At 57.8% G+C, this 25,669-nt stretch carries 26 protein-coding genes and 2 rRNA genes (1 of these 28 only partly in view); 7 read left to right on the forward strand and 21 right to left on the reverse strand.

The features are described 5' to 3' along the window. Positions 1-116 precede the first annotated feature (116 nt). The 6 genes from EO133_RS08590 to EO133_RS20230 all read right to left on the reverse strand — a co-directional run bounded on the left by EO133_RS08590 (position 117) and on the right by EO133_RS20230 (position 2,688). Positions 117-362: a hypothetical protein gene (locus tag EO133_RS08590; protein ID WP_127072239.1), complete on the reverse strand. Its 246-nt coding sequence runs from the start codon at positions 360-362 to the stop codon at positions 117-119. Next, on the reverse strand, positions 359-550 hold the full coding sequence (locus EO133_RS08595; RefSeq protein WP_127072240.1) for a hypothetical protein: 192 nt from the start codon (positions 548-550) through the stop codon (positions 359-361). Before EO133_RS08595 ends, EO133_RS08590 begins: the two co-directional genes overlap by 4 nt. Before the next feature lie 58 nt (positions 551-608). Continuing rightward, the gene (locus EO133_RS08600) at positions 609-815 is read right to left on the reverse strand and encodes a cold-shock protein (protein ID WP_127072241.1); all 207 of its coding nucleotides are present in this window, start codon (positions 813-815) and stop codon (positions 609-611) included. Between the two features lie 268 nt (positions 816-1,083). Further along, complete coding sequence (locus EO133_RS08605) at positions 1,084-1,389, reverse strand: CsbD family protein (RefSeq protein WP_127072242.1); 306 nt, start codon at positions 1,387-1,389, stop codon at positions 1,084-1,086. A 471-nt stretch (positions 1,390-1,860) separates the two neighbouring features. Continuing rightward, positions 1,861-2,172 (reverse strand): hypothetical protein, encoded by a 312-nt coding sequence (locus EO133_RS08610; RefSeq protein WP_127072243.1) that lies wholly within the window; start codon positions 2,170-2,172, stop codon positions 1,861-1,863. Positions 2,173-2,520: 348 nt separating this feature from the next. After that, the gene (locus tag EO133_RS20230) at positions 2,521-2,688 is read right to left on the reverse strand and encodes a hypothetical protein (protein WP_164734939.1); all 168 of its coding nucleotides are present in this window, start codon (positions 2,686-2,688) and stop codon (positions 2,521-2,523) included. A 621-nt stretch (positions 2,689-3,309) separates the two neighbouring features. Here EO133_RS20230 and EO133_RS08615 point away from each other — a divergent pair. Further along, positions 3,310-3,573, forward strand: a complete 264-nt coding sequence (locus EO133_RS08615) for a hypothetical protein (RefSeq protein ID WP_127072244.1) — start codon at positions 3,310-3,312, stop codon at positions 3,571-3,573. Between the two features lie 84 nt (positions 3,574-3,657). After that, positions 3,658-3,879: a hypothetical protein gene (locus EO133_RS08620; protein ID WP_127072245.1), complete on the forward strand. Its 222-nt coding sequence runs from the start codon at positions 3,658-3,660 to the stop codon at positions 3,877-3,879. 132 nt (positions 3,880-4,011) lie between these two features. On the opposite strand, the gene EO133_RS08625 is transcribed toward EO133_RS08620, so the two are convergent. The 5 genes from EO133_RS08625 to EO133_RS08645 form a co-directional block, all read right to left on the reverse strand. Beyond that, positions 4,012-4,797, reverse strand: coding sequence for a metallophosphoesterase (locus tag EO133_RS08625; protein ID WP_164734940.1), 786 nt, complete (start codon positions 4,795-4,797; stop codon positions 4,012-4,014). 14 nt (positions 4,798-4,811) lie between these two features. Continuing rightward, on the reverse strand, positions 4,812-5,618 hold the full coding sequence (locus EO133_RS08630) for an ABC transporter permease (RefSeq protein ID WP_127072247.1): 807 nt from the start codon (positions 5,616-5,618) through the stop codon (positions 4,812-4,814). Beyond that, positions 5,615-6,496 carry an ABC transporter permease gene (locus EO133_RS08635; RefSeq protein WP_127072248.1) on the reverse strand — a complete coding sequence of 294 codons (882 nt, stop codon included), beginning with the start codon at positions 6,494-6,496 and terminating at the stop codon, positions 5,615-5,617. The genes EO133_RS08630 and EO133_RS08635 overlap by 4 nt, the downstream gene beginning before the upstream one ends. Before the next feature lie 78 nt (positions 6,497-6,574). Continuing rightward, positions 6,575-7,708: an extracellular solute-binding protein gene (locus EO133_RS08640; protein ID WP_127072249.1), complete on the reverse strand. Its 1,134-nt coding sequence runs from the start codon at positions 7,706-7,708 to the stop codon at positions 6,575-6,577. Further along, positions 7,705-8,754, reverse strand: coding sequence for an ABC transporter ATP-binding protein (locus EO133_RS08645; RefSeq protein ID WP_127072250.1), 1,050 nt, complete (start codon positions 8,752-8,754; stop codon positions 7,705-7,707). Before EO133_RS08645 ends, EO133_RS08640 begins: the two co-directional genes overlap by 4 nt. A gap of 130 nt (positions 8,755-8,884) precedes the next feature. Here EO133_RS08645 and EO133_RS08650 point away from each other — a divergent pair, with 130 nt between their 5' ends. From EO133_RS08650 to EO133_RS08670, 5 genes are all read left to right on the forward strand, one after another. Then, the gene (locus EO133_RS08650; RefSeq protein WP_127072251.1) at positions 8,885-9,868 is read left to right on the forward strand and encodes a LacI family DNA-binding transcriptional regulator; all 984 of its coding nucleotides are present in this window, start codon (positions 8,885-8,887) and stop codon (positions 9,866-9,868) included. A 430-nt stretch (positions 9,869-10,298) separates the two neighbouring features. Continuing rightward, a complete protein-coding gene (locus EO133_RS08655) occupies positions 10,299-11,369 on the forward strand; it encodes an ABC transporter ATP-binding protein (protein ID WP_127072252.1) in 1,071 nt (356 codons plus the stop codon). Beyond that, complete coding sequence (locus EO133_RS08660; protein ID WP_127072253.1) at positions 11,369-12,493, forward strand: MBL fold metallo-hydrolase; 1,125 nt, start codon at positions 11,369-11,371, stop codon at positions 12,491-12,493. The genes EO133_RS08655 and EO133_RS08660 overlap by 1 nt, the downstream gene beginning before the upstream one ends. Positions 12,494-12,533: 40 nt before the next feature. Then, entirely contained in the window at positions 12,534-13,520 is a 987-nt protein-coding gene (locus tag EO133_RS08665; protein WP_127072254.1) for an ABC transporter substrate-binding protein, read from the forward strand. 31 nt (positions 13,521-13,551) lie between these two features. Then, positions 13,552-15,234: an ABC transporter permease gene (locus EO133_RS08670; protein ID WP_164734941.1), complete on the forward strand. Its 1,683-nt coding sequence runs from the start codon at positions 13,552-13,554 to the stop codon at positions 15,232-15,234. 35 nt (positions 15,235-15,269) lie between these two features. Here the strand turns inward: EO133_RS08670 and EO133_RS08675 are convergent, their stop codons facing one another. The 10 genes from EO133_RS08675 to EO133_RS08720 form a co-directional block, all read right to left on the reverse strand. Further along, on the reverse strand, positions 15,270-16,997 hold the full coding sequence (locus tag EO133_RS08675) for an ABC transporter ATP-binding protein (RefSeq protein WP_127072267.1): 1,728 nt from the start codon (positions 16,995-16,997) through the stop codon (positions 15,270-15,272). Positions 16,998-17,093: 96 nt separating this feature from the next. Next, entirely contained in the window at positions 17,094-18,062 is a 969-nt protein-coding gene (locus EO133_RS08680; RefSeq protein ID WP_127072256.1) for an ABC transporter substrate-binding protein, read from the reverse strand. A gap of 25 nt (positions 18,063-18,087) precedes the next feature. After that, entirely contained in the window at positions 18,088-19,044 is a 957-nt protein-coding gene (locus EO133_RS08685; RefSeq protein WP_127072257.1) for an ABC transporter substrate-binding protein, read from the reverse strand. Between the two features lie 60 nt (positions 19,045-19,104). After that, positions 19,105-20,010: a sucrase ferredoxin gene (locus EO133_RS08690; RefSeq protein ID WP_127072258.1), complete on the reverse strand. Its 906-nt coding sequence runs from the start codon at positions 20,008-20,010 to the stop codon at positions 19,105-19,107. Next, on the reverse strand, positions 20,007-21,017 hold the full coding sequence (locus EO133_RS08695) for an ABC transporter substrate-binding protein (RefSeq protein ID WP_127072259.1): 1,011 nt from the start codon (positions 21,015-21,017) through the stop codon (positions 20,007-20,009). Before EO133_RS08695 ends, EO133_RS08690 begins: the two co-directional genes overlap by 4 nt. Before the next feature lie 9 nt (positions 21,018-21,026). Then, complete coding sequence (locus EO133_RS08700) at positions 21,027-22,097, reverse strand: FecCD family ABC transporter permease (RefSeq protein WP_127072260.1); 1,071 nt, start codon at positions 22,095-22,097, stop codon at positions 21,027-21,029. Then, positions 22,094-23,143 carry a FecCD family ABC transporter permease gene (locus EO133_RS08705; RefSeq protein ID WP_244640890.1) on the reverse strand — a complete coding sequence of 350 codons (1,050 nt, stop codon included), beginning with the start codon at positions 23,141-23,143 and terminating at the stop codon, positions 22,094-22,096. Before EO133_RS08705 ends, EO133_RS08700 begins: the two co-directional genes overlap by 4 nt. Next, on the reverse strand, positions 23,113-23,961 hold the full coding sequence (locus tag EO133_RS08710; protein ID WP_244640891.1) for an ABC transporter ATP-binding protein: 849 nt from the start codon (positions 23,959-23,961) through the stop codon (positions 23,113-23,115). Before EO133_RS08710 ends, EO133_RS08705 begins: the two co-directional genes overlap by 31 nt. Positions 23,962-24,305: 344 nt before the next feature. Next, positions 24,306-24,421: ribosomal RNA gene (gene rrf, locus EO133_RS08715) — 5S ribosomal RNA — on the reverse strand. An 87-nt stretch (positions 24,422-24,508) separates the two neighbouring features. After that, positions 24,509-25,669 (reverse strand): 23S ribosomal RNA (locus EO133_RS08720); it runs 1,573 nt beyond the window's last position.

Raw genomic sequence — 25,669 nt, forward strand, 5'->3', positions numbered from 1 at the left:
ATGTGCCAGTTTGGGATACTCAGCGGAGCTGAATCTGGCTAATGGCGCGACACGGGTGGGGAACGGGATGACTTTGCTGAATAGGCGCATGATAAGGTCCTTTGACTGTCTGAGGTTCAGTTGAGCGGATAGGCCGGATGCTTATAAAGGGCAGTGATTTCTGCGGGCCCGAAACGTTGCTCATCGATTTCAAGAACGGCACCAGCCAGATTTTCGCGCGGCATGGCTTCGACGGCGTACTGAATCGCCTGCGCAGCACTTTCGAACCTTTGATAATGAATTTTGCCTAAACGCCTGTAACGCTTGCCCGTAAAGAGTTCTGCCGGGGCGGAATAGTCGAACGCAGGGGCTTCACTCGTCATAACCGCTGATCCATTTCGTTGGGGAGCGAGGCCCGTCGCTTGTCAAGCTGCGCCGCCCTCTGTGCGGCTCTTAGAAAACGTCTGCGATCGTCCAGAACCTGGCGGATAGCGGCAAGTCGATCATTTCCCTGCGTATGCAGGATCGCCTTGACCCGGTTTTCGGCCGTCTCGAGATGTGTCTTTGTCATCAAACGTGCCTTTGGCATTGGAGGAGCCGGAATCGCGTGGTCGAGCCCGATTGCAGGATCACGGAAGCTGGAGATTGACTGCCGCAGACTTGCCGTCGCGACTGTCTTCCAGCTCATAGGTGATAGCCTGACCTTCCGCGAGGGTAGAAAGACCGGCACGCTCCAGGGCCGAGATGTGCACGAATGCGTCCTTGCTTCCGTCGGAAGGCGTGATGAATCCAAAGCCTTTGGTGGCATTGAAGAATTTGACGGTACCATTGATCATAAGGATGTCTTTTCATCTAGCCCGGTCCTTTGGACGCGCAGGCATGTTTCCGGGCCGCGACACGCGGATCGGATCGGCAACATTAGCAAAATCAAGAGTTGGTTCCGTCACGGTAGGCCGGTCGGGAAGCAGCCGGTGATCGGCCAAGAACGAAGCTAATATATGGGTACTCTGGGCGCGACAAACAAGGCTCGAACCAATTCAGACGAGAGAACGCATTTGCGGGGCCTTTCGTTCGCGTCACGACCCGAACAGATGCGAGAACTCGCTATACCTTGAGATCCGGTGCCGAAGGCGCTTTCTTGTGGCGTTTGGACAAATGAACGTCTTGCGCGTCAGTTGCAGGCGCTGACGCCGGTTTACCCTGGCGTTGCATCCACGCCTGGACGTCGGATTGCGATTGAGAATTGGTTATTCCGCTTCGGTCCTGCACCATCGTGACAAGCTTATATTCCGAATCGATCATCGTGAGGTCGAGCGGCGTCAGGAACGGCCATTGCTTGCGCGCATTTGTGCGCAATCGCGTTTTCGCTCTGGACACGTCCAGAGGCTCACCGGATTGAAAAGCAAACATGGAAGAAACTCCCGCGAGAGCGGATGGGCAAGACACCCTGAAGGAACGGCAAACACTGCGTTCCAAGTCTGCACTCTCACCTATGGAAATGGCCCTCGTCTGACGCAGTAACAAGGCAACGCTACTATCGCATCAGGCGGGAATGCCCGAATTACTTACTTGCGTCGAGGCTGAACTGTTCTGGCGCCCTTTTGCTGCTTATGCAAATTGTTGCCTGTGTTCATATGCGCAAGTCGCAAGGCCTGACGGTCTTTTTTTGGCATTTTGGCTTCAGCTTTCGTTGGTCCCGCGCGGCTCCTCTCGGAGCGAGCGGATACGTTTCGTTGATAAATTCCAGTCTGTGTCAGTGCTAGAGCCGTTCAGGATTTGATGGAACCAAATCCCTGGCTTTAAGTCTTTATTTTGTCGCGTATCCGAACCGCCAAGCAGTTGACTCGACATGACTAGGGACAACCTATTGAGGCTACACAGCTAGTTGTGGCCCTGCGAACGACCAGAGCCGCCTTCATCTTCCCAAGTGTCGGTCGCCCACGTCCGCAAGGCATCGGCCCGAGCATCGATCGGGGGCAGACCCTGCCGCTCCATCCAGTTTCGAACGGCTTCTCTTGCCTCGACCTGCGTGCGGCCCGTGGAGGAGGCAACTGCATCGACCAATTCTGTTTCAGTCGCGATGGTGTTGATGTTTGTCGAGACAAGACTTGGCCATTCGTCCATCAGTGCATTTCGCAACTCCGACCGGGCAAGGATCGTCATTATCGACGCACTCATATTGTACTTGAACATGATGGTTCTCCAGCCATTCGACGCTCCAGGGACAGGAGGGGTGGTGGCGTACTTGAAGATGGTGAGCGCCACTTCATCAAACAATGCAGCGGCACTGCCCTAAACAAGGCGCATCAAAAAGCCAGACCGGAGAACCTGCCTATTGGGCATCCGCCGCGGTCGAAGTTGGAAACCAGCCAAAATTGTTAGCCACGCCTGTGCCGGAGAGCGCAAGCACCACGATCAGGAGCAGCATTCATTCTGAGCAGACGGCTCGTGACGCGCGGGCCGGGCCGCGAATGCTGCCTTTGGAGATGCGCAACCTAGACCGGGCCGGCAACCCAAAGAAATCGATGCTGTTTGGACAAGTCAGGGCTTGTAGAGCTTGTGCTGGGCGAACCAAAATACGCCGGCGGCCAGCGCCCCAGCAGCCATGCCTATGGCAATACTGACAAACATGTCGACGCCAAAACTGACGCCAACGGCGATGCCGCCCAAAAAACCGGCAACGATACCAATTTGAAGCTGAAAGAACATGTCGAGGATCCTTTCGCTGGTTCCTCAGTTCCGAATTATTATACAGGATAATCAGCGCTGTTCATAGCGCATTCGGAACGCGCTATCGTACTGGCTCAATAAAGAGCGGCGCGGACAAGCGAGTTCCAATGTCCTTGGTTCTGATCTCAACAACCGTTAGAGGCGGGCGCCAGACTTGGCAGGTCTTCGCCTGGTAACCTAAAAATCGATATTATGCATGGGCGCGCCAATGTGATACGATAATTACTCCCAAGGCAAACTGCCGCCGCCGTTTTACTTGGTTGCCGGGCTTAAGACTCGCACGGAAAGTCTCCGCGCCTTGAGAGCCCAGCCATGCAAGGCGCTCCAGACGAGCATTTCGAAGCGGCCTCTCTTGTCGGGCAACCAGAAGGTCATCGTTGCGAGTGCATTTTGCTGGAAGGCCCTTGGGATCGCTTCTAGGACCGTTTCGGGAATGCAATTCAGCGAACTGGGAGACGGCGAATAGCACTGAAGCCGGATTCTTTCGGTTCGAAACGGTCATCCGGCCTCTTGAGCGTCGGTCGCTAATGTCTCAAACGTTGTCCGTTCGCGCGGTTGGGCGCATAGCATCTTCACAGCACCCTTGCCGGAAGTGATCACATGACCACCCGTACGACGCAGACCATCGTCAGTTTCTCGATACCCTTCGCTTTACCCGGTTTTTCCTCCCCCCTGCCTGCCGGTGATTATCGGGTTGATCATGATGAAGTCATGATTGGCGGCAATGTTCAGGTTGGCTGGGTGCGGACGGCCACATATGTTCATCTTCCTGCCATAGGTGTAAGGGCCTCTACGCATCAGATGGTTCCGATTGAACGCGAAACCACGGATGCCACTGTGTGGAATACAATTCATCCCGAATGAACGCATCTTGCCTTCGCGACATTTGCGGATAAGCGGCTTTGGTGTCGCATACGACCGCGTTCGCGGTGCAAGAGAGGTCTCGCGATGAGGGTCACCGTTCTATTCTATCGCGTCAGGGATCGTGATGACGCTCACGCCGTGGTTGGTAGCGAAGTTATCGAAGCGGAGAGCCGGACGATTGCAATTCGGGATGCGCGGCTTCTGGCGCGAACCCTCAGCATGCCTCAATGTGCCGATGAGATGTCGCTGTCCGACCCCGACGGCGCCGTCTTTTATACAGAAAACCTTCGAGAGCCCGACAAATGAAGAAAAAAGATTGATGGCCGACAAGAGCGAGCCGGTGCGTAAAATGGAACTCGACAACAAGACTGGTGTCGACAAGAACTTGAATATGTTGAATTTTGCGCACCGCTGTTAGGCGCAAAGTGCTTGATGAAGTTATCCGGGGCGCTCCAAGTTCACCTGTCGCGGATGCACACTGAATGTTGTGTCTGGCCTCAGGTGATGAAGCCAGTAGGTGTAGGTCGAGGCTACGAGGTGAGGTTCGGCGCTCCCGCCAATGTCGAGCGCATATTCAAATGCCGGACTGCCGGCAATTGCAGCATAAGCGCCGTGCCAAATCGTATGTATGGGTTGGTGAACATGGCCGCACAGTAGCCGAACCTGTCCAGGTGCTTGTTCAATTAACGCTGCAAGTTCCGCCCCCCCTGCGGTCAGGTTTGTGCGGTCCCATTGTTTGTGGCCGGTGGAAAACGGCGGATGGTGCATCATGACGAATGTTGGACTATCCACGCCCGTCAAGGCCTTTGCCAGCCATTCGAGCCGCGCTTGACAAAGCGCGCCCTCCACCTTGCCCGGTATTGTTGTATCCAGTCCGATGATAATCCCCCCTGCCGCCGAGACCCGGAAATTCAGATGCTCACCCGGCGCGAAGTCTAAACGATCGGAAAATGCAGCCCGCATCGTATCCCGACGATCGTGATTGCCCGGCACCAGAAGAAAAGGCATGGGCAGCTTTTCGAGGATGGAGCGTGCCAGGGCGTAATCGTCCTCACTTCCACCGTCAGTCACATCACCGCTTATCAGCACCAGATCGGGCAAAGGGCGCAGTTCCGTCAGATCGGCGACAATCTGGCAGACCCGCAAGGCGATATCGGGACGCGTATGCGCGGTCTCGGGACGATGGGCAAACAGGTGCAGATCGGAAAGATGGGCAATAAGCATAGATGTTCCGGGGTTCATCGTCCGATCCGTGCAAGTACATCGGACTTCAAAAAGCGTTCGATGATCAGCATGAAGCCGACCGAAGGAATGAGCAGGATCAGCGCGGTTATGGCCGCGATCTGGTAATTGCCACCCATCGCCGCATTGAACATGAGGATGGGCAGAGTGGTGATATCGGGTGTCCCAACAAAGAATGTGCCGGTAAATTCATCGATGCTGTCGAGAAAAACGAATATGGAGGCCGCCATCAAACCGGGCGCCGCCTGCGGCAGCGTGATGTCCCGGAAGGTGCGCAAAGGTGATGCTCCCAGATTGCGGGCCGCCTCCTCCATGGCGATATCTGTCGCCGCAAATGCAGCGGTTGCGATCCAGACCGCATAGACCAGACCGGGCAGGCTATGGACCAGTATCACGCCGAAATAAGTGCCATTTAGACCCAGCCCGTAGAACATCGCAGCGATATTGACGAAAATGGGCAGGCTGGGAAAGGCCTGCGGCAAGAGAAACACCAGCATGATCAGATGCCGGAATGGCAGTACCAGCCTTGCCAAGGCATAACCAGCCGGAATGGCAAGGGCCATCGAAAAGACCACCGTCGCAAGCGCGATCCCAACTGAATTGCCTAGCGCTTCCCAAGCGCCTGCCCGCGGCCTGAACACGCGTTCCCAGAACATGAAGCCCCATTGCGAGGGCAAGCGGTTGGGAAAGAACCACTGCTCGGCGAACGCCCATATGACGAGGTTGATCAGGGGGCCGAAAACCGCAAAGGCAACAAGCCCGATGAGAACGGCTACGCCCAACCGGGGGAAAAGCGCCCTCATTTCCCCGCCTCCTTCTCAAGAGTGGAGCGCAGATAGAACCACGCGACAAGCGCCGTCAACAGATAGGAAAACAGCCCCAGGGCGTTGGCAACGGCGTAATCTCCGTAATAAGTCACACGATGCGCCATCATCGTCGTCATCATGTTTGGCGTGCCCGCAATGATCATCATGGGAACCGAAAGCACGGACATGATTGTGACAAGCGAGAGGATCAGCCCCACAAAAAGGGTCGGCCGCACCTGCGGAAGAACGATCTCAAACAGGCAGCGCAGCCGGTTCGCGCCCAGATTGCGTGCGGACTCGATGGTTGCCCGGTCGAGCGAGGCCATCGCGCCCGCAAGCAGCAAGGTCACAAAGGGCACCTGCTTCCATGCAAAGGTCATGACCAGCCCCCGCCAGTCGAGAAAGCTTTGTGCCGCCACAGGTTCAAGCAGCCCCGCTTCCATCAGCATGGAGTTCATCAACCCGTTGCGCGCGAGAAAGGATCTGGCCGTCTGCCCTGCAACGATAAATGGAATGAACAAGGGCCAGCGGTAAAGCCAGCGCAACGCGGCAACCGCCCATGGGGTAGAACCGAGCGTCAAATAACCGGCAATCGCAATCGATATTGCAGCGATAACAGCCAGCGAGAGGACCGCGATTACTATAGTGAATACGACATCGCGACCATAAAATTCAACGGCACGGGATATGTTCTCAAGCGTCCATCCGCCATCGGCATCGATAAAGGCCGTCACCACCGAGCGTATCAGCGGCACCGCGAAAAGAAAAACGATTGCCGCCAGCGCAGGTGCAACAAGGGCAACAGAATACCATTTGGTATGGCTTGCGTTTTGCAGCGGCGATCGGGAAACGCGCGAGGCATTGGATAGGGACATGGTGATCGGCCAAATAATCGACCCGCTGCCAGCCTGATGGCGTATGGCAACGGGCCTGAGTTTGCATCGGAAGGATCGTTAGTTGCTCACAGAGCGCTCATAGGCTTCGAGAATGGCCTGAAAATAGTCCGCCTGGGGCATGGATATGCCGCGCTCCGCCATGATCTCCGGTGAAACATCCGCATAGAGACGGTCCCACGCGTCCTGATCCATCTGATCTCGCACATGTTCGGCATCGATTCCAGGGAACCAGTTGAACTGGCCGACAATGCCTTCCGCCTGGATTTCCGGGCTGGTCGCAAATGCGATGAACTCGCGCGCAAGCTCGGGCTCTGCGGCACGCTCTGCAACCGTATAGTACATGGGTTGTCCCGGCATTCCCGGCTCAAGGATCAACAACTGCAGGTTGGGATTGAGGCGGCCATCGGCGACCCATGTGTAGAACATGTCCATCCAGACCGGGCCCATGGCAATCTCGCCGCGGTTCATCGCATCGAGCGTTCCAGCATTGCCCGGCGTGATGGTAACATTCTGGTTGAAGGCGCGCAGGGCCTCAAGGGCGGGCGCCCATTCTTCCACGGCGCCATCGTCCCAGGGGCCATTGGCGATCTGATCGGCCATCCCCGAAAAGGCGGAAAGCCAGCCAAAGACGAAGCCAACCCCGGCCATGCCGCCGGTGATGCCATTATAGCCGAATTGGCCAGGATTCTCGGCTGCCCACTGCACGAGGTCTTCGTAGCTTTGCGGGGGCTCGGAAATCAGGTCCGGATTATAGGCAATCGCAATCTGGCTGTGGAACATTGGCATCACATAACCCGACACATTTACGCCCAAAGCGTTTTCTGCCGTGGACCGGGTTACAAGATGGCCTGTTTCAATGTCATCGCGATAATTGGCAAGCATGCCCTGCTCGGTCATCTGGCCGGCCATGCGCTGGTGAATCACGGCAACATCGACGTCCCACGTGTCAGCGTCCGCCTGCGCGACAATCTTTTCGTAAATGGCCTGACTGCCGGCATCGCCCGGACCGGTTCCCAGTGCCCGCACCGAAACGCCCGGATGCAGTTCTTCAAAACGCGGCGCGAGAAAATCGTTGATGTAGTCGACCATGTTTGTGTCGCCAGCAGTAACGACATTGAGGGTCTGGGCGTGGGCAATCGAAGTGAACGCGGCAGCCGCAAGCAGGCTTACACTGATTAATTTGAGAGTCATGACAAAGTCCTTCCAGGAGTTCGATAGTCTGTTGGAATCAAGCAGTTTTTATCTGCCCCGAATGGGATCAGGGCGTCCGCAGGCACACACAGGATCACTTGCGCGCCTGCAAGCTGTGGAGTCGAGGATCTGGCCGAGAACAGTTCGCCGTCGGATTTGACGAGCACCTGATAGCTGTCGCCGGCATAAGCGCTGTCGATCACGACCGCTTTGCGGTTCAGATGGCCGGCCAGCGGATGCAGACAAATCGATGCCGACATGCTTCGGAAGCCGAAACAGGCAGCGTCACTTGCGACGCCCATTTCGCCACTATCGGTCGTGATAAAATTTTCGACGCCCATGAATCGCGCGGCATCGATGTCGACAGGAGCGGCATAAAGCGCTTCGGGAGCGGCAACCTGGGCAATCTTGCCGCTCCGCATGAGCACGATCGTGTCGGCCATCGAGAGGGCCTCCTCCTGATCGTGTGTCACCATGATCGTCGTAATGCCCAATTGCCTCTGGAGCTGACGCAATTCACTGCGAAGGTTGCGCCGGATCGCTGCGTCGAGGTTGGACAAAGGTTCGTCCAGCAGCAGGATCGGGGGATCGATAACCAGGGCGCGGCCAAGAGCAATTCTTTGGCGTTGCCCGCCCGAAAGGCTTGCGACGGATCGAGCGCCAAATTCGGCGAGATCGAGCAAATCGAGAATGCGGGCAACCTTCCGGGCGCGCGAAGCGCGGTCGATGCCGCGCAGCTTGAGCGGATAGGCAAGATTTTCCGCGACGCTCATATGCGGCCACAGCGCATAGGATTGAAAAACCATCGCGGTTTGCCGCTTTTCAGGGGGCAAGGCCGCGATAGAGACCGCATCAATGGCCATATCCCCGGACTCAAGCGGCGCAAAGCCTGCAATCGCACGCAGCAACGTCGTCTTGCCACAGCCCGATGGACCAAGCAGGCAGGTGAAGCTGCCCTGGGGCACCGAAAGCGAAATGCTGTCCAAGATGGTATTCTGCCCCATCCGGACTGTGACATTATCGAGAGTAAGAGACGTGCTTTGCATGGCGCCATCGTTTAATTTGAATGCGCGTGCAAAGTAGCAAATGCATATAAAACTTTTATGTCATAGGGAAAAGATGATAAAATACACCCATGTCATCAAACTGAAATGAACGCGCTTGCATAAAGGTAGCATGAGAGTCACTGCTGATGATGTTGCACGGGCCGCAGGCGTGTCACGCGCCATGGTTTCGCGTGCATTTACCGATGGCGCATCGATTTCTGTTGCCAAGCGCACCCATGTTCGCGCGGTAGCCGAAGAGCTGGGTTACCATCCCAATCTCATCGCGCGCGGACTGACGGGCAGTCGCACCGGACTTGTGGCTGTTGTCGTCGGCGCCGTTGCGCGCCCCTATGAGGCTTGGCTTCTCGAACATCTGGGGCAGGCCGTGCGCAAGACTGGAAGCTGGCCGCTTCTGATCCAGGTTGGCCCTGACGACGAGGTGGATTCGGCACTGGAGAATGCACTGGCCTATCAGGTCGATGGCGCAATCGTTGCGGCAGGGTCCGTCAGCAAAAGACTTGCTGAAAGATGCAAATCGGTTGGAGTGCCAGTCGTTCTTGTTGGGCGGATTCTAAACGACGAAAGCGCGGATTCGGTTTGTTGCGACAATCGGCAGGGCATGGCCGAAATAGTTGATTTCCTTGTCGCGCGCGGTCGCCGCAAGATTGCCTGGATCGGCGGTACTGCGGATACATTTTCCAATCTCGAACGCTTTGCCGGCCTGAAGATTGGTCTCGCGGCCCAGGGTCTGGAGATCTTTGACATACGCCAGGGCGACTACTCGCTCGATAGCGGATTGGCGCAAGGGCTTGCTTTGCTGACATCGCCACAATTGCCCGATGCAATCGTCTGCGGCAACGACGCAATGGCGATGGGGGTCGTGGATGCGGCCCGGCGCCTGAAAATTGCAGTACCGGACCAGCTTTCGATTGTTGGGTTTGATGATATCCCGGCGGCCGCCTGGGACCCTTATCTACTGACGACCTCGCGTAACCCCGTACAGGAAACCGTCGACGCCGCTCTCGAATTGCTTGTGAGCAGAATTGCGGATGACACCCAACCATTCAGGTCGGTGCGACTGGCGGCAAAGCTGGTCGTTCGCAGCAGCGCCTGAGCTTACTCTCCCGGTTGAATGGTTTCCGCTTTCACCGATCAAGTCAGCGATCGCTAAGGCGCTACATCCACCACCGCTCGGGCAAGCCTGTAAACCTCCTCGCCGGCGGGAGAACGACGAAACTCCTCGCTGCTCCTTATAATGAGGCGGGCCTTGAGGTGCCCTGATGCTCGACAATATGCACAAAGAGGCGAAGGTCATTTAGATCCAGCATGCAGTTCCTCCCCGGCCCGGTCCGATCGGATGCCGTTCCTAAATTGAACAATTGCATGACAGTTCCGTGACAGCTGAGACTGTCGGCGGAAGACGCGCCACTCTCCTCAACCGCCGCTTCGGGCTTTGAAAGACAGAGCCGATCCGGCGAGTTGTCACCGTCATCGTTCCGTTATGCTGATGGGATAGACAAAGCCGATTATATTCGGATCCCACAATGGTTTCAGTTAGCCTGTCTGGCGTCACAAAGCACTTTGGTGGCGCCCCCGTATTGGATGATGTCTCGCTTGACATCCGTGAAGGTGAGTTCGTTGCGCTGTTGGGCCCGTCCGGCTGCGGCAAGACTACGCTCCTGCGCCTTATCGCCGGCCTTGAACGCCCCAGCGGCGGCATCATCGCTATCGGCGGAAAGGCCATGGCGGGTCAGGGAACGTTCATCGAGCCCGAAGATCGCAATTTGGGCATGGTGTTTCAGGCCTATGCACTCTGGCCGCACATGAGCGTCAAGGACAATGTGGGCTTCGGGCTGTCCGTGCGCAAAGTATCCAGACCCGACCGCGCCCGCCGCATTCAGGCAGCCCTCGATATCGTGGGACTGTCCGGTCATGCAGATAGACGCCCGCATGAATTGTCCGGCGGTCAACGCCAACGCGTCGCGCTGGCGCGCTGTCTTGCACTCGAGCCAGGCTTGATACTGCTCGACGAACCCCTCGCCAACCTCGACGCCAACTTGCGCGCCAGCATGCAGGAAGAGTTCCGGCGGGTGCACAAAAAAACCGGCACCACTTTTGTCTTCGTGACTCACGATCAGGCTGAAGCCATGGCGCTGGCCGATCGGATCGCCGTGATGGACAAGGGACGCATAGAGCAGATTGCAACCCCGCGCGAACTTTACGAGCGACCACTGACTTCCATGGTCGCCGGATTTGTTGGACGCGGCGCGGTTCTGCCGGTGCATATCGTCGGTCACGCTGACAGCGGTCGTCTTCGGGTCGATATTGGCGGACGTGTGCTGGAAATGCCGGGCGTCAACGGCACGGCCCGAGGATGGCTCAGTGTCCGCCCCGAACATGTAGAAATCACCCAGACCGCCGCAAACGAAGAACAACTGCCTGCAATTGTCGAGCATGTCACCTATCGTGGCGGCCTTTACGAAATTGGCCTGGCCCTGGGCGCGGACCGGAAGGTCAAGCTTGAAGCCCATGCGCATGAGCCGGTTTCACCCGATTGCCTGGTTGGCATCAAGCTCAAGAAGGGCTGGGTTTTACCTGCCCCGGATCTGCACTGATGCGCATCACTGCTCTATCCGGTTTCGGCGTCAAGGGACCGGCCTGTTTCCTGATCGAGATTGAGGACCGCCGTTTCATTCTCGACTTGGGCGCAGGACCCGACTTGGGCCTAAAGCCCAACCTCGAGAACGTCGGTCGTGTGGATGCGGTTCTGCTCAGCCATGCGCATCCCGATCACGTCGGCGCGCTCGATCTTCTGGCTCAGCTTGGCCATCCGCCAGTCTATGCGACAGCATTGGTGCATCACTTCGCTCAAACGGACCGTTTCGGCACCGCCTTGCCACTGGACATTGGTGGCACCACCGATATTGAGGGCGTCGAAGTCATGACCGGTCGCGCAGGCCACGCACCGGGCGGGATCTGGATGAGGATCGGCGGCGCAGATGGCGTGCTTTATACTGGCGACTTCTGCAACGAAGGTCTGCTATTCAGGCCCGATCCCATGCCTCCGGCTGCCTTGGTTATCGCCGATGCATCTTATGGCACCTACGATGCACCCCTGTCTGACGCAGAAAACGAGTTGGCGGTTGTCGCCGAAAAGGGACCAGTGCTTTTTCCGGTTCCGGCTGGCGGACGAGGGCTTGAAATGGCTCTGGTGTTCGATGCCATGGGCCATCGTGTCGGTTTGTGCCCTGCCCATTTCGATGTCGCGCGCGCGATCCTTGAAACGTCAGAGGGCTTGCCAGACGAGGATGCGCGGTCTCTTGCCAACCTCATGGCCCGCGTGGAGCAACTGCAACATTATGAGGCTCCCGATGGCATCATGATCGCGGCCAAGCCCAATGCCAATGACGGCCTTGCTGGCCAGCTCCTCGAACGCTGGGCCGGCCGCAACGACTGGAATATTGTCTTTACCGGACATCTGGCGCGTAGCACCCCTGCCCGAACGCTGGTCGATTGCGGGCGCGCCAGATTTGTGCGCTGGAACGTCCACCCGCGCCTTCGCGACCTCATTGCCCTTGTCGAACACGTAAAACCTCACGCGATATTGCCGGCCTTTCTCTCGAGCGACGAACTGCCGCGCCTGGCCGAATACCTGCCTGTTCCGGCGATGGGGCCGATCCTTGGGGATGTCACAAAGTTGCAATCAAAAATTCAAATGGCCGTCGTGAGCCTCGGCTAGATGCCGTGCTGGTTTTCGACAGATCTTGAAAGAAATTAAAATGACCAAGCTCCCCTTGCGCCTTGCGGCCGTGCTGCTTGCATCCGCCTCCTACCCAGCAATCGCCCAGGAAGCGGCGACCATAACCGTTTACACCTCCCAGCCGACCGACCAGATGACTGCCGTCATCGAGGCGTTCAATGCCGATCATCCTGAAATCACTGTCGAGGTATTCCGTTCCGGCACGACCGAAGTCATGAGCCGCCTGCAAGCGGAAATCGCCGCTGGTCAGCCTCAGGCGGACGTTCTGTTGATCGCCGACTCCGTGGCCATGACCCAGGTCAAGAACATGGGCGAGCTTTACGTCTATGAAGATGCGCCGATCGAAAATCTGCCCGCCAGCGTCGTTGATCCGGATATGACGTTTTTCGGCACCAAGCTGATAACAACCGGCATTATCTACAATACCGATCTGGTTGAAACGCCCCCAACCTCCTGGGCTGAGTTGACCGATCCCGAAATTGCCTCGGGTCTGATTATGCCGAGCCCGCTCTATTCTGGCGCTGCCGTCATTCACCTCGGCACCATGGTCCAGCAGCCCGAGTTCGGCTGGGACTATTATGACACCCTGGCCGACAATGGCGCCATCGCCGGTCAAGGCAACGGAACAGTGATCGAAGCGGTTGCGCGCGGGGAAAAACCTTACGGCGTGATCATCGAATACATGGCTCTCAACGCAAAGGCCAATGGCTCGCCGGTTGACTTCGTCTTTCCAGAGGAAGGTGTGACCTCGATCACCCAGCCTGTCGCCATTCTTGCGCGCTCGAACAATATAGACGCTGCAAAGGTCTTTGTGGATTGGCAATTGTCCCAAACAGCTCAGCAACAATCTGTCGAGCAGGGTTATTTCCCGATCTTTGCAGGTGTTGAGCCGCCGGCAGGCTACCCTGCTGTTTCCGACCTGACCATCCTTGAAGCAGATCCTGCTGTCATGCTGGAACAGGACGAAGCCAACAAGATGGCTTTTGCCGATCTCTTCGGTGGCTGACAGCGTTCCAGTCCGGCGTCGGACTAACTTTGTGTCCGGTGAGCATATCCTGCTTGCCGGACTCGCTGTCTATATCGGTGTACTGGTTGTCTGGCCGCTTGGCCGTCTGCTAACCGAGGCACTGCGCCCCGGCGAGGCAGGACAGGTACTCGGCGTGCTGTTCGATGCCCTCGAAAATCGCGCGCTTTCGCGCGCCCTGAACAATACGATTATTACCGCGCTCGGCGCGACGGCGATCTCGGTTTTCGTCGGCACTGTTGCAGCACTCGTTTTGCGGCTGACCGACATTCCCGGACGTGCCCCGCTCATGTTCCTCATGCTCATGCCCATGTTGATCCCACCGCAGATTTCTGCGCTGGCATGGATTGAACTGAGCGGCCCGTCTAGCCCCTTGCTCAACCTCCTGGCGATTGCGCCTCCTCCCGGCACCACCAATCCGCTTTACTCGATGGGCGGCATTATCTGGGTCATGGGGCTCGAGCACGCGCCTCTCGTCCTGCTTTCGGTTGCCGCTGGCATTGCCACGGTGCCGCGCGATCTGACAGAAGCAGGGCGCATTGTGGGCGCGCGGCCTAGGCGCATTCTCCTCAAGATCGTTCTGCCCTCGCTCTATCCGTCCATTCTCGCGGGCGCCGCTCTTGCATTCGTTTCGGCCATCGGCAATTTCGGGGTCCCTGCCCTTCTTGGCATCCCCGGTCGCGTGACAGTCCTTACGACCTTGATCTACCAGCGGCTTAACGGTTTCGGTCCCTCGGTTCTGGGACAGGTCGCTGCGGTTGCGCTGGTGCTGGTGGGCCTTGCTGCAATTGGGCTTGCCATTCGCACCTATGCGAGCCGGTTTGCAGGCGCACCGCTCGATCGCACTGGCTCCAGGCTCGAACCGTTTTCGCTCGGACGCTGGCGCCTTGCAGCCGGGTCAGCGTTCTGGCTCTTCACCCTTGTCATTGCCGTCTTGCCGCTGCTCGCCCTGCTCGCCAGCGCTCTTGTGCCCGCTTTGGGGGTACGTCTATCGCCTGAGACTGCTTCATTTGCCAACTTCAGCAATGTCTTGCGAAACGATGCCATCGGCCGGGCCTTTTCCAACTCATTCCTTCTGGCCCTTTTGACCGCATCGATCTGCGCCATGCTTTCGATTCCCATCGCTTACATGGCCTGCATACGCCGCAATCGGATCGCCCGCTTGCTCGACGGACTGGCCGACCTGCCTTATGCGGTCCCCGGCACAGTCGTAGCCCTCGGCATGATCGTTGTATTCCTGCCGCCCATTCCTGTTCTGGGCATTTCGATCTACGGCACATTCGCGATACTGCTCGCCGCATACCTCTCGCGCTTTTTACTGCTGGCACTGCGACCGGTCGGAGCCAGCCTCGCTTCTATCGATCCCGCCCTTGATGAAGCTGGACGGGTTGTCGGCGCAAGAACCTGGTCGCGGCTCGCCTTCATTGTTTTCCCCATGGCGTTACCTTCGGCTCTGGCCGGCGGCCTGCTGATTTTCATGACCGCAATCAACGAACTGACGCTTTCGGCACTTTTGTGGTCCACAGGCACCGAAACCCTCGGCGTCATGGTGTTTTTCCTTCAATATGAAGGCAACTCCCCCTCCGCCGCCGCCCTTGCAACCTTGGTCGTCGCCTTCAGTCTGGGGCTTGCGCTTGTTGCCGACCTGATCGGACGCCGTTTTGCACCGGGCGTGGTGCCATGGCAGGTGGGCTAGCTGTCAGCTCTCACTAGGTTGTCTTGGCAGCCATATTAGACGGCAGCCACATCTCCGAACTGCGCGCGGTGAAGACGGGCATAAGCGCCGTTTTTGTCGAGAAGCCCCTGATGGCTGCCATGTTCGACGATGCGGCCACGTTCAACCACGAGGATGCGATCAGCATTGCGTATGGTTGCAAGGCGATGGGCGATGATGAGCGTCGTTCGGCCCTCCGAGAGCGTTGCCAGAGACGCCTGGATCTGGCGTTCGGTTTCGGTATCGAGCGCCGACGTTGCTTCATCGAAAATCAGAATGGGCGGATTCTTAAGGAAAATACGCGCGATGGCGAGGCGCTGCTTCTGCCCGCCTGAAAGCTTGACGCCCCGCTCGCCGACAATCGTATCCAGCCCATCGCTCAAGTTGGCGATGACTTCATCGAGTTGGGCAAGACGGGAGGCCTCAATGATGTCTTCATCGCTCGCGCTCAGTCTGCCATAGGCGATGTTGTCCCGGACCGACCCGCCGAAAATGAACACGTCCTGCTGCACGATGCCGATTTGCGACCGCAAGCTGTTCTGGGTGATGTCGCGAATATCTGTCCCGTCGATCAGGATTGCACCCGAACTCACATCGTAAAAGCGCGGCAGCAGCGAACAGATCGTCGTCTTACCTGCACCCGAAGGCCCAACCAGCGCGACAGTTTCGCCCGGCTCGACCTTGACGTTTATGTCCTCAAGGATCGGGATACTGGCACCGTAGCCGAAACTGACCGCACGAAATTCGATCTCGCCCTTTACATCGGCAACCTTTTTTGCGTTCGGCCGGTCGCGGATTTCGGGAACGGTATCGATGAGCGAACAGAAGCGCTTGAACCCGGCAATGCCCTTTGGATAGCTCTCGAGCACGCCGATGATCTTGTCGATGGGCCGGAACAGTACCGTGACCAGAAGCAGGAAGCCCACGAACGCGCCGTAGCTCATCTCGCCATTGATCACCAGTGCGGTCCCCGCCAGCATCACGAGAAGCTGAACCATGCTTTTGGCAAGGTAAGACAAGGCAATCGATGCGGTCATGACCTTGTAGGCTTGCAGCTTGGTTTTGCGATAATTGCTGTTGTCACCTTCAAAAAGGCGATGCTCGTGCTCGTGATTGGCAAAGGCCCGCACCGTGCGGATGCCGCCCACGCTTTCCTCGATCCTCGCATTGAAATCGCCGATACGCGCATAGATGCCGCGCCATGTCTGCGTCATAGCCGCACCGTATTTCCAGACGACAAACGTTGCCGCAGGAACGACGAGCAGAGTTATTGCCGCCAGCTTTGCATTCATCAGGGCCATGATGATGAAGGCGCCGATGAAGGTCATAATGGCGATAAACACGTCTTCCGGCCCGTGATGGGCGATCTCGCCCACTTCCTCGAGATCCTTGGTGACGTGGGTGATGATGTGCCCTGTCTTCTTGTTGTCGAAATAGCTGAAGGAAAGCTTTTGCAGATGCTCGAAGGCCTGCCGCCGCATGTCGGTTTCAATGGCGATGCCCAGCGCGTGTCCCCAGTAGTTGACGATTGAGAGCAGGCCCGTATTGGCGGCATAGACCACAAGCAAAACCGCCGCTGCGCCAAGGATCAGGGGCCAGTTCTGGCTCGGCAGAAGATGGTCGATATAAAGCTGGACGACGACGGGAAAGCCAAGCTCAAGCAGCCCGACAAGAACCGCGCAGCCGAAATCGAGCGCGAACAGGCCCTTATATGGCGCATAATAGGAAAAAAAGCGCTTGAGCATTGGCATAGAAAGCTACTCGGAATTGAAACAGGTTCGCCATGGAGCGACGGAACAACGCATGGGAAAGCCGGACGGGGATACCGCCCGGCAAGTGGTTTAGCGCGGCATTGGAACAAAGTCGCGCCCGCTAATATGGCTGAGCACTGTATAGGCCATGACACCAAGCGCATAGTATGAAGTCGCCGAGGCTTCCTCGCGGGGCATGACAATCATCTGGTTGTTCCGGCAGGCATGCAGGAAGTCACAGAAATTGGGCATGACGGCTTCAAGATGCGCAATCGCATCTTCGGGGGTTTCGAGCGTGTCGGTGCGATAGGTCACAAACAGGATATCGGCGTCAAGCTCAGGCATGGCTTCAGCGCTCATGCGATCAAAACCGCCCTGGGCAATGGCATTGACCCTGTCGGGAAACGTAAAGCCGGAATCGCGCAGCACTATGCCAAGCCCGCCATAGGTGTGCCAGGAGAGCACCTCGCCATTCACGCCCTGGATCACATTGACCGAAATCGCTTCGGTGTCGATAAGGCGCCGGATTTGCTCGATCTGGCTTTCGTAGCGGCCAGCAAGGATAGCCAGAGTGCTTTGCGTGCCGGTAATCTCCGCGAGCGTTTCATACATGCCGAAGTCCCCACGGATGGAATCGTCGAGAACGATTGTGGGTGCGATGGACTCAAGCTGCTCGACCGGAGCTGTTTGCCACGGCGTCGTGATGATGAGATCCGGTTCGGTTGCCGCAAGCGCCTCAAGGTCAATGGGAAGATTGCCGACGAACTCAATATCGGAATTGTCGAAGTCCACCCCCGTCAGAACCTTGGACGAGCGGATGAACCCCACGCCCTCACTGGTCGTCCGGCCGTGACTGGCGACGGGATAGACGCCGAGTTCGATCAGGGGGATGGTGATCGACAGATCGTGCAGGGCAGCAATGCGTTGCGGTGCGGTGGGAATATCGACCGTCCGACCAGCATCGTCGGCAAAGTTGCGGGTTTCCTGTGCCTGGGCGGGAATTGCAAAGGCAACAAGCACAACCATGCTTTTTACGAGGTGAGCGAATTGCAAGTTCATGTTTATCGTACCTGTGTCGAATGGATCAGTTTGTGCTGTAGCTGATGGCGTTGGCGGCCGTGCTTGCGGCAAGCACCGCATAAGCCAATGTACCGAGCGCGCCGTAGGAGGTCGCAAAAGTCTCGTCGCGTGGAATTGCGATCATGCGTCCTTGCTGGCATGCAACAAGGAAGTTGCAGAAATTGGGGACGGTCTCTTCAAGTTGCGCAAAAGCATCGGCTGGTGTTTCCCCGAATTCGGCGCGATAGGTTACAAAGATTATATCCGCGTCCATCTCGGGCAGCATTTCGGGGCTGAATTCACTGTACTGCCCGTACTCGACGTCAGCCACCGCATCAGGCTGGGCAAACCCCGCATCGTGCAACACCTTGCCGAGCGCCGCAAAGCGGGCATACGAGCGCACCTGCCCGTTGACGGCGGCAATCACATTGATCGAGGTGCCGGACGGATCGCCGAGCCGGGTCAGTTGGGCAATCTGTTCGCCATAACGCACCTTGAGCAGTTCAAGACTGGCGGTCGTTCCTGTCAGTTCTGCCAGACGGTCGTAAAGTTCGAAATTGTCGAGGCGCCGGAAGTCCAGCAATATCGTCGGCGCGATTTCCGCGAACAGCTGCGGGTCCTGATTGGTGGACAGGATGATGAGATCGGGTTGCACCGCCGCAACTGTCTCCGGGTCGATTTCGGTGCCGGTTCCCATAAATGCGATGTCGGTGTTGTCGAAATCGACGCCCGTCAGCATTTTGGACGACCGCAGAAAGGGTTGGCCATCGTCACCGGCACGTCCATGGCTACCGATGGGGTGAATGCCCAGTTCGATCAAGGGCACGGTGAAGAAAATATCCTGCAAGGCAACGATCCGTTCGGGATTGACCGGAATCTCGACAACGCGACCTGCATCGTCAATAAAGCTACGGGTTTCCTGGGCGGCGGCAGGAGCGACCAAAGCCAGTCCTGCCGCAATCAGCATGGCTGTGAATTTCATCGATAGGGTCCTTTCCAATGGAATTGTTTTGTAAGGCAGGTGAGGACCGCCGGACGAACATCAGGGCGCTTCGGTGAGTTGGTCGAGACACCATCGTATTTCGTGACCGCCGCCGCCTTCGGCAACCACCTCGCAATTGCCCTGAATATGGAAAACTCTTGCACGAAGCCGGATCAGCAGCCGGTTGGCATCCAGCCTGGCCGCAAGCACGATCTCGTCGCCGTCCTGCGCAGCATCGGGCAATTGGTCATGGGTCAATTGAACGCCCGATGCCGGAGCACCGTTGTCGGCTGCCCATTTGAGCGCAGCGAGCTCTGCAACCTGGATCGGCTCGGGTTTATCGGTGCTGCCCTTATAGGCGGGCAGAAATATTTCCCCGCGCGATAACGCTTCGAGAAACGCGGGAGCCTGCCCGGCCGTCATGCGGCCAAAACGTTGGCGCTGGGGCATGACGACCAACGAGGCGGCAAAACGGCAACCGCCGAGATGAGTTGCCTGCACGATATGGAATTTTGCCCGGTCGGCTATCGCATTCAGTGCCTTGTAGGTGGAAAAGCCATAGCGCGCGCAACACGCATCGCGTCGCGAATCCGTACAGACGAGAATTGCCGTACGCGGGTCGTGGTCGCCCGCAAACACCTTGCCATCGACATAGTTATCGATGGCACCGATCAACTCGGATTCTCGCGCGAAATCCGCGTAAACGCCCTCAGGTTGCGCCATGAGTTGAGGGAGACTGTCACTCTCGCCCACGCGGTCGACGAGAGCGACATGCACTCCCTTTTGTGCAGCGCTGCGAACGCAGCTGGCGAGTGCTTCGCTCATATCGGCCGACTCCCAGCGGGGAACACGCCATTTCCCGCGTGGCCATGCCAGCATCAGCACGCGGGCCGGTGCATCGCCCGTTCCCTCGAGCGGCTCCCCCCGTTCGAGACAAAGGTCGCGGCAAAAGACGTGCTTGCTCATTGCGCGCTGGCTCGCGCCAATTCGACAGGACGATCGTCGGCATGGGTTGTCGGATCGCCATCCAATGCCACCTCTATCATCGACGCCAGCGTGTCGATGGCATAGGGCAGGCTCAGGAGCGAGGAATGACTGAAGGCGCCGGTGATTTCAGCGCCAACATAGACGTCCCGAGCCTCACGGGTTGCAGCCAGGAAGGGATGGGCCGCCATGTTGATGACATTGTCCCAAGGCCCCGTCGTCAACCAGATCAGCAGGTCGGCATCGATTGGCGAGAGATCTTCGGGCGAAAGTGCAACGGAAAATTCGTCTCCGCTCGTCATAAGCGCGTCGACGGCAGGCGCGGTCAAAAAACCCATCTGCTCGAGAATCTGCATCCTGACGTCATTGGAGGTATAGGCGCCAGGTTCCGCAGCGCTTCTCCAGGCATGGGCGATGGCCACCGTTTTTCCCGTCCACTCGGGGCGGCCTGCAGCAATATCGGCGAGTCGCTCGTTTATTGCGGCGACCTGTTGCCGGGCAGGTTCCTCCAGCCCGAGCGCTCTGCCGGTCAACAGGGCGCGCCGGTCCCAGGGCAAGTTAAAGTCTCCCTCCCCTTCGGGAACGGCAACGACCGGCGCGATGAGGCTGAGTTTTTGATAGTCGTCTTCGGTAATGCCCGACCAGAGCGCGATGATCACATCCGGATCGACGGCAGCGACTTGCTCGAAATCGATGTCTCCGCGCAGGATTGGCGGTGTCTCTTCAAGCAAGGCGCCAGCCCAGGGCCAGAGCGCGCGTGGATAGTCGCCGTACCAATAGCGGAAGACAACCGGCTGAACACCCAGGGCCAGCAAATCGTCTGCCCCGGCATAGTCGACAGTCGCTACCCGCTTGGGCTTTGCCTCGATGATGGTCGTACCGAACTTGTGCTCAATGGTGAGCGGGAACTGCTGGGTGGCCGCCGGAGCCGCAAAGGAAGCGAACAGGCAAAGAGCGGAGATGAACAGACCTGGTACAGGGTACTTCATGGAACTTCTCTAAAGATGCTGTTTGGCTGCCGATCGTTGCAGCAGAACGAGGAAAATCGGCACACCGATGATCGAGGTGATGAGACCTGCCGGGAGCTGGATCGGGGCAAATGCGGCGCGGCCTGCGAGATCGGCCACTGAGACCAGAAGTGCCCCCGAGAGTGCGGTGAGAACGGTGTGTATGCCAATGCCACTGCGGGCGAGACGGCGGGCCATATGCGGGGCGATCAGCCCAATAAAGCCCAGAGGGCCGACAATTGCGGTCGCGGCGGCGGCAAATCCGACACCGACGCAGATCAGACCATAGCGCGCCAATCTTACTGGCGCTCCAAGGGCCACGGCGGTGACTTCCCCCATACGCAGAACCGACATGGTACGGCTCAGCGCGAGGATCAGCGGGAAAAGGACAATGAACCAGAGCGAAAGCACGTTAACATCGTTCCAGGTCGCAGCGTTGATCGAGCCTGCAAGCCAGGAAAGTGCCGACATGGCGCGATGAATGTCGCCATAGGTCATGAGGGCAGAGGTAATCGAGGAGATGAAAGCGGCAACACCGATACCGATAAGAATAAAGCGGATCGTGTTGTTGCCCGAACGCTGGAGGCTCAACATCTGCACGCCAACAGCCACGATCAGCGCGCCGCCAAAGGCAATAACGGGGCGCAGTGAATAATCGATGCCGGGAAAGGCGATGATTGCCGCGACAACGGCCAGCGCAGCGCCCTGGCTGATGCCGATAAGCGAGGGATCTGCCAGCCCGTTGCGCGTGACGTTCTGCATGGCGCCACCCGAGAGCGCCATCATGGCACCGACCAGCGCCGCTGTCAGCGCGCGGGGGAAGCGGAACTGCCAGACGACATTGTCTATGGCGGTAGAAACCGTGTTGCCGGTCAGGGTCGCCCACAGGGTCGCAACATCAATGTCATAACTGCCAATGGTGAGGCTGAGGGCAAGGACGCCGAACAGCAGGACGCTTAGGACGACAATTGCCGCGATGCCGCGCACAGGCAGGCGCAGCGCAACACGCTCATTGGCCCAGCGCAGCACAACGTGCGGTCCTGCATATCCGCTCGCGCTCATTTCGCCCTCATCCTCACAAGTTGGATGAAAAAGGGTGCGCCGATCATTGCGGTAATGATGCCGGTAGAGATTTCGCGCGGCGGAATTGCAATGCGGGCAACAATATCGATGCCCAGCAGGTAAGCGGCACCGATCAGCGCGGCATAAGGCACGATCCAGCGATAATCGGCACCGACAAACAGCCGGGCCACATGGGGAATGACAAGGCCGACAAAGCCCATGGGGCCGGCAAGCGCGACGGCGCAGGCGGTGAGCACCACGACCACGAGCAGGAGTTGGATCTTGAGCGCCCCGGTTCGGATACCAAGGCCTTTTGCCACATCCTCACCCATGGTGAGCGCGGTAACTTGCCGGGCGAGAATAAGTCCGGCACCGAGTGCCAGTGCAATCCATGGGCCGGTGATCTGAAGCATAGCGAGATCACGTCCTGCCAGAGAGCCCGTCAGCCAGACACGCAAATTATCGAATGTGTCTTCGCTTAGCAGATGAGCAATGGAGATGATGGCGGCCAGAAAGGCCGATATGGCAGCTCCCGAAAGCGTCAATGTCAACGGGGTGGCGCCACCGGGCGCCATATGAGCGATGACATAGACGACGAGTGCAGTCGCAAGCGCTCCGGCAGAGGCGATCCAAGGGAGCCAGCCGGAAGCGCTTGGCCCGAACAGATATGTCGTGATGACCACGGCGAAAGAGGCACCGGCCATCAAGCCCAGGATGCCGGGGTCGGCAAGCGGATTGCGCGTGACGCCCTGCATGAGCGCACCGGCAACAGAAAGCGCGGCGCCCACCGTGAGCGCTATGAGGGCGCGCGGCAGACGCAGATCCCAGATAATCATGTGATCGAAGATCGTCTGGTCACGCGCAGTGATCGCCTCCCAGACGGTTGAGAGCGGCAGAGGTTTTGCGCCGACCGCAATGTGCAGCGCAAAGAGAAGCACGGTCAGCGTGGCAAGCAGCGGAATGCCTGCAACCGAGACACCCTGGGACCGGGCTTCAACGCTTGGAGCGGCCACACTCATGCCGCGCGCGTGGCCCGTTTGCGCCATAGCTGTGCACCATAAGGCACGCAGAGCAATTGTCCGCTCTCTGTATCCCGCATAATATGGGCATCGAGATCGAAGACCTCCTTGAGATGCGGTGCGGTGAAAATCTCGTCCGGCGTCCCGGCATGGGCGATCCGGCCGTCCTTCATCATCACCAGATGATCGGCATAGGCCGCCGCAAGGCTTAACTCGTGCAGGACGACAACCAGCGTACGCCCGTCCTCATGCGCCAGTTCGGCCAGCAACTCCATCAGATCGACCTGTACCTTGAGATCGAGGAAAGTCGTGGGCTCGTCGAGCAGGAGAATATCTGTTTCCTGCGCCAGAACCATTGCGATCCAGCAGCGTTGGCGCTGGCCGCCGGACAGCGAATCCACGGGGCGGTCGGCAAATTCCGTGACCAGCGCCCGTGACATTGCCTTATCAACCGCTTTGGCGTCCTCGCGTGTCCATTGGCGCATGAGGCCCTGATGAGGAAAACGGCCCTGAGCTACCAATTCGCGCACAGTCAGCCCCTCGGGCGCGATTGGTCCCTGAGGGAGCAAACCGAGCTTGCGGGCTATCTCACGGGTTGGCGTCTTGTGAATGTCCTTGCCATCGAGCAGAGCCACGCCCGAACCCGGCGTCAGGATACGCGCAAGGTTTTTGAGCAATGTCGACTTGCCCGAACCGTTTGCGCCCACCAGGATCGTCAACTTTCCATCTTCGATGTCGATGGAGACGTCCCTGAGAACGGGCTGCTCACCGTAGCCGCTGACCAGTGCCTGCGATCGCAGCCGGTGCTGGGTTGTGATCGCGTTCGTGGCGTGCGTCGACCTCACATGCGTTCCCCTTGCCATACCCGATCACGGCCTCGCCCATCAAAATATGATCAGAGCTGTCATAATTATTTAAGCTGACAGATGCAATCACCTTTCCCTCTTTTTGTTCTGTCCTGTTTTGGATGGTGTTTGCGGAGGGTTGTGCGCTTGCTCTGCAAAGACACCGATTTGGACCAGGGCCGTTTCTTTGGGGATGCGCTCTGCCTGAGTGGTTTGGTTGTTTGATTGTTGTGTTATGTCGGCAGCGGGTGAGGTCATCGTGGTTTTGAACGCAAAAAGCCCCTCGTTTTACGGAGGGGCTTTTTTTGTTGCGTGTTTGTATTGAGAAGGTGTGTGTTTGTTAGACTTGGCGGCGACCTACTCTCCCGTGCCTTAAGACACAGTACCATTGGCGCAGAAGCGTTTAACGGTCGAGTTCGGAATGGGATCGGGTTCTGGGCGCTTCGCCATAGCCACCAAGTCGAACAAACACACATTGGTTCGTGATACTGGTCTTTTTATATGATCTGGGTAAATCCTCTGGATTTACGGATATAGGTAAATGAGAACGATCAAGCCGATCGAGCTATTAGTACTGGTAAGCTTCATGCATTGCTGCACTTCCACACCCAGCCTATCAACGTGGTGGTCTTCCACGGCTCTGATAGGGAATACTAGTTTTGAAGGAGGCTTCCCGCTTAGATGCTTTCAGCGGTTATCCCGTCCGAACTTAGCTACCCTGCAATGCGGCTGGCGCCACAACAGGTCCACCAGAGGTTCGTCCATCCCGGTCCTCTCGTACTAGGGACAGCTCTTCTCAATATTCCAACACCCACGGCAGATAGGGACCGAACTGTCTCACGACGTTCTAAACCCAGCTCACGTACCACTTTAAATGGCGAACAGCCATACCCTTGGGACCTGCTCCAGCCCCAGGATGTGATGAGCCGACATCGAGGTGCCAAACGATGCCGTCGATAAGGACTCTTGGGCATCATCAGCCTGTTATCCCCGGCGTACCTTTTATCCGTTGAGCGATGGCCCTTCCACGCGGGACCACCGGATCACTATGACCGACTTTCGTCTCTGCTCGAGTTGTCACTCTCGCAGTCAGGCAGGCTTATGCCATTGCACTCAACGAGCGATTTCCGACCGCTCTGAGCCCACCATCGCGCGCCTCCGTTACTCTTTGGGAGGCGACCGCCCCAGTCAAACTACCCACCACACGCTGTCCCGGACACTGTTATGCCGCGGTTAGACATCCATGACGATAAGGGTGGTATCTCACATTGCGGCTCCATGAGAACTGGCGTTCCCACTTCAAAGCCTACCACCTATTCTGCACATGCCGACACGAATGCCAGCGTGAAGCTATAGTAAAGGTGCACGGGGTCTTTCCGTCTGACCGCAGGAACCCCGCATCTTCACGGGGAATTCAATTTCGCTGAGTCGATGCTGGAGACAGTGGGGAAGTCGTTACGCCATTCGTGCAGGTCGGAACTTACCCGACAAGGAATTTCGCTACCTTAGGACCGTTATAGTTACGGCCGCCGTTTACCGGGGCTTCAATTCAAGGCTTGCACCTCTCCTTTTAACCTTCCGGCACCGGGCAGGCGTCAGACCCTATACGTCGCCTTACGGCTTCGCAGAGCCCTGTGTTTTTAATAAACAGTCGCCACCCCCTCTTTTGTGCCACCCGCCAATGGTTGCCCACAGACGGGTCACGCTT

The sequence above is a fragment of the Pelagibacterium lentulum genome (assembly GCF_003992625.1).
GTDB lineage: Bacteria > Pseudomonadota > Alphaproteobacteria > Rhizobiales > Devosiaceae > Pelagibacterium > Pelagibacterium lentulum.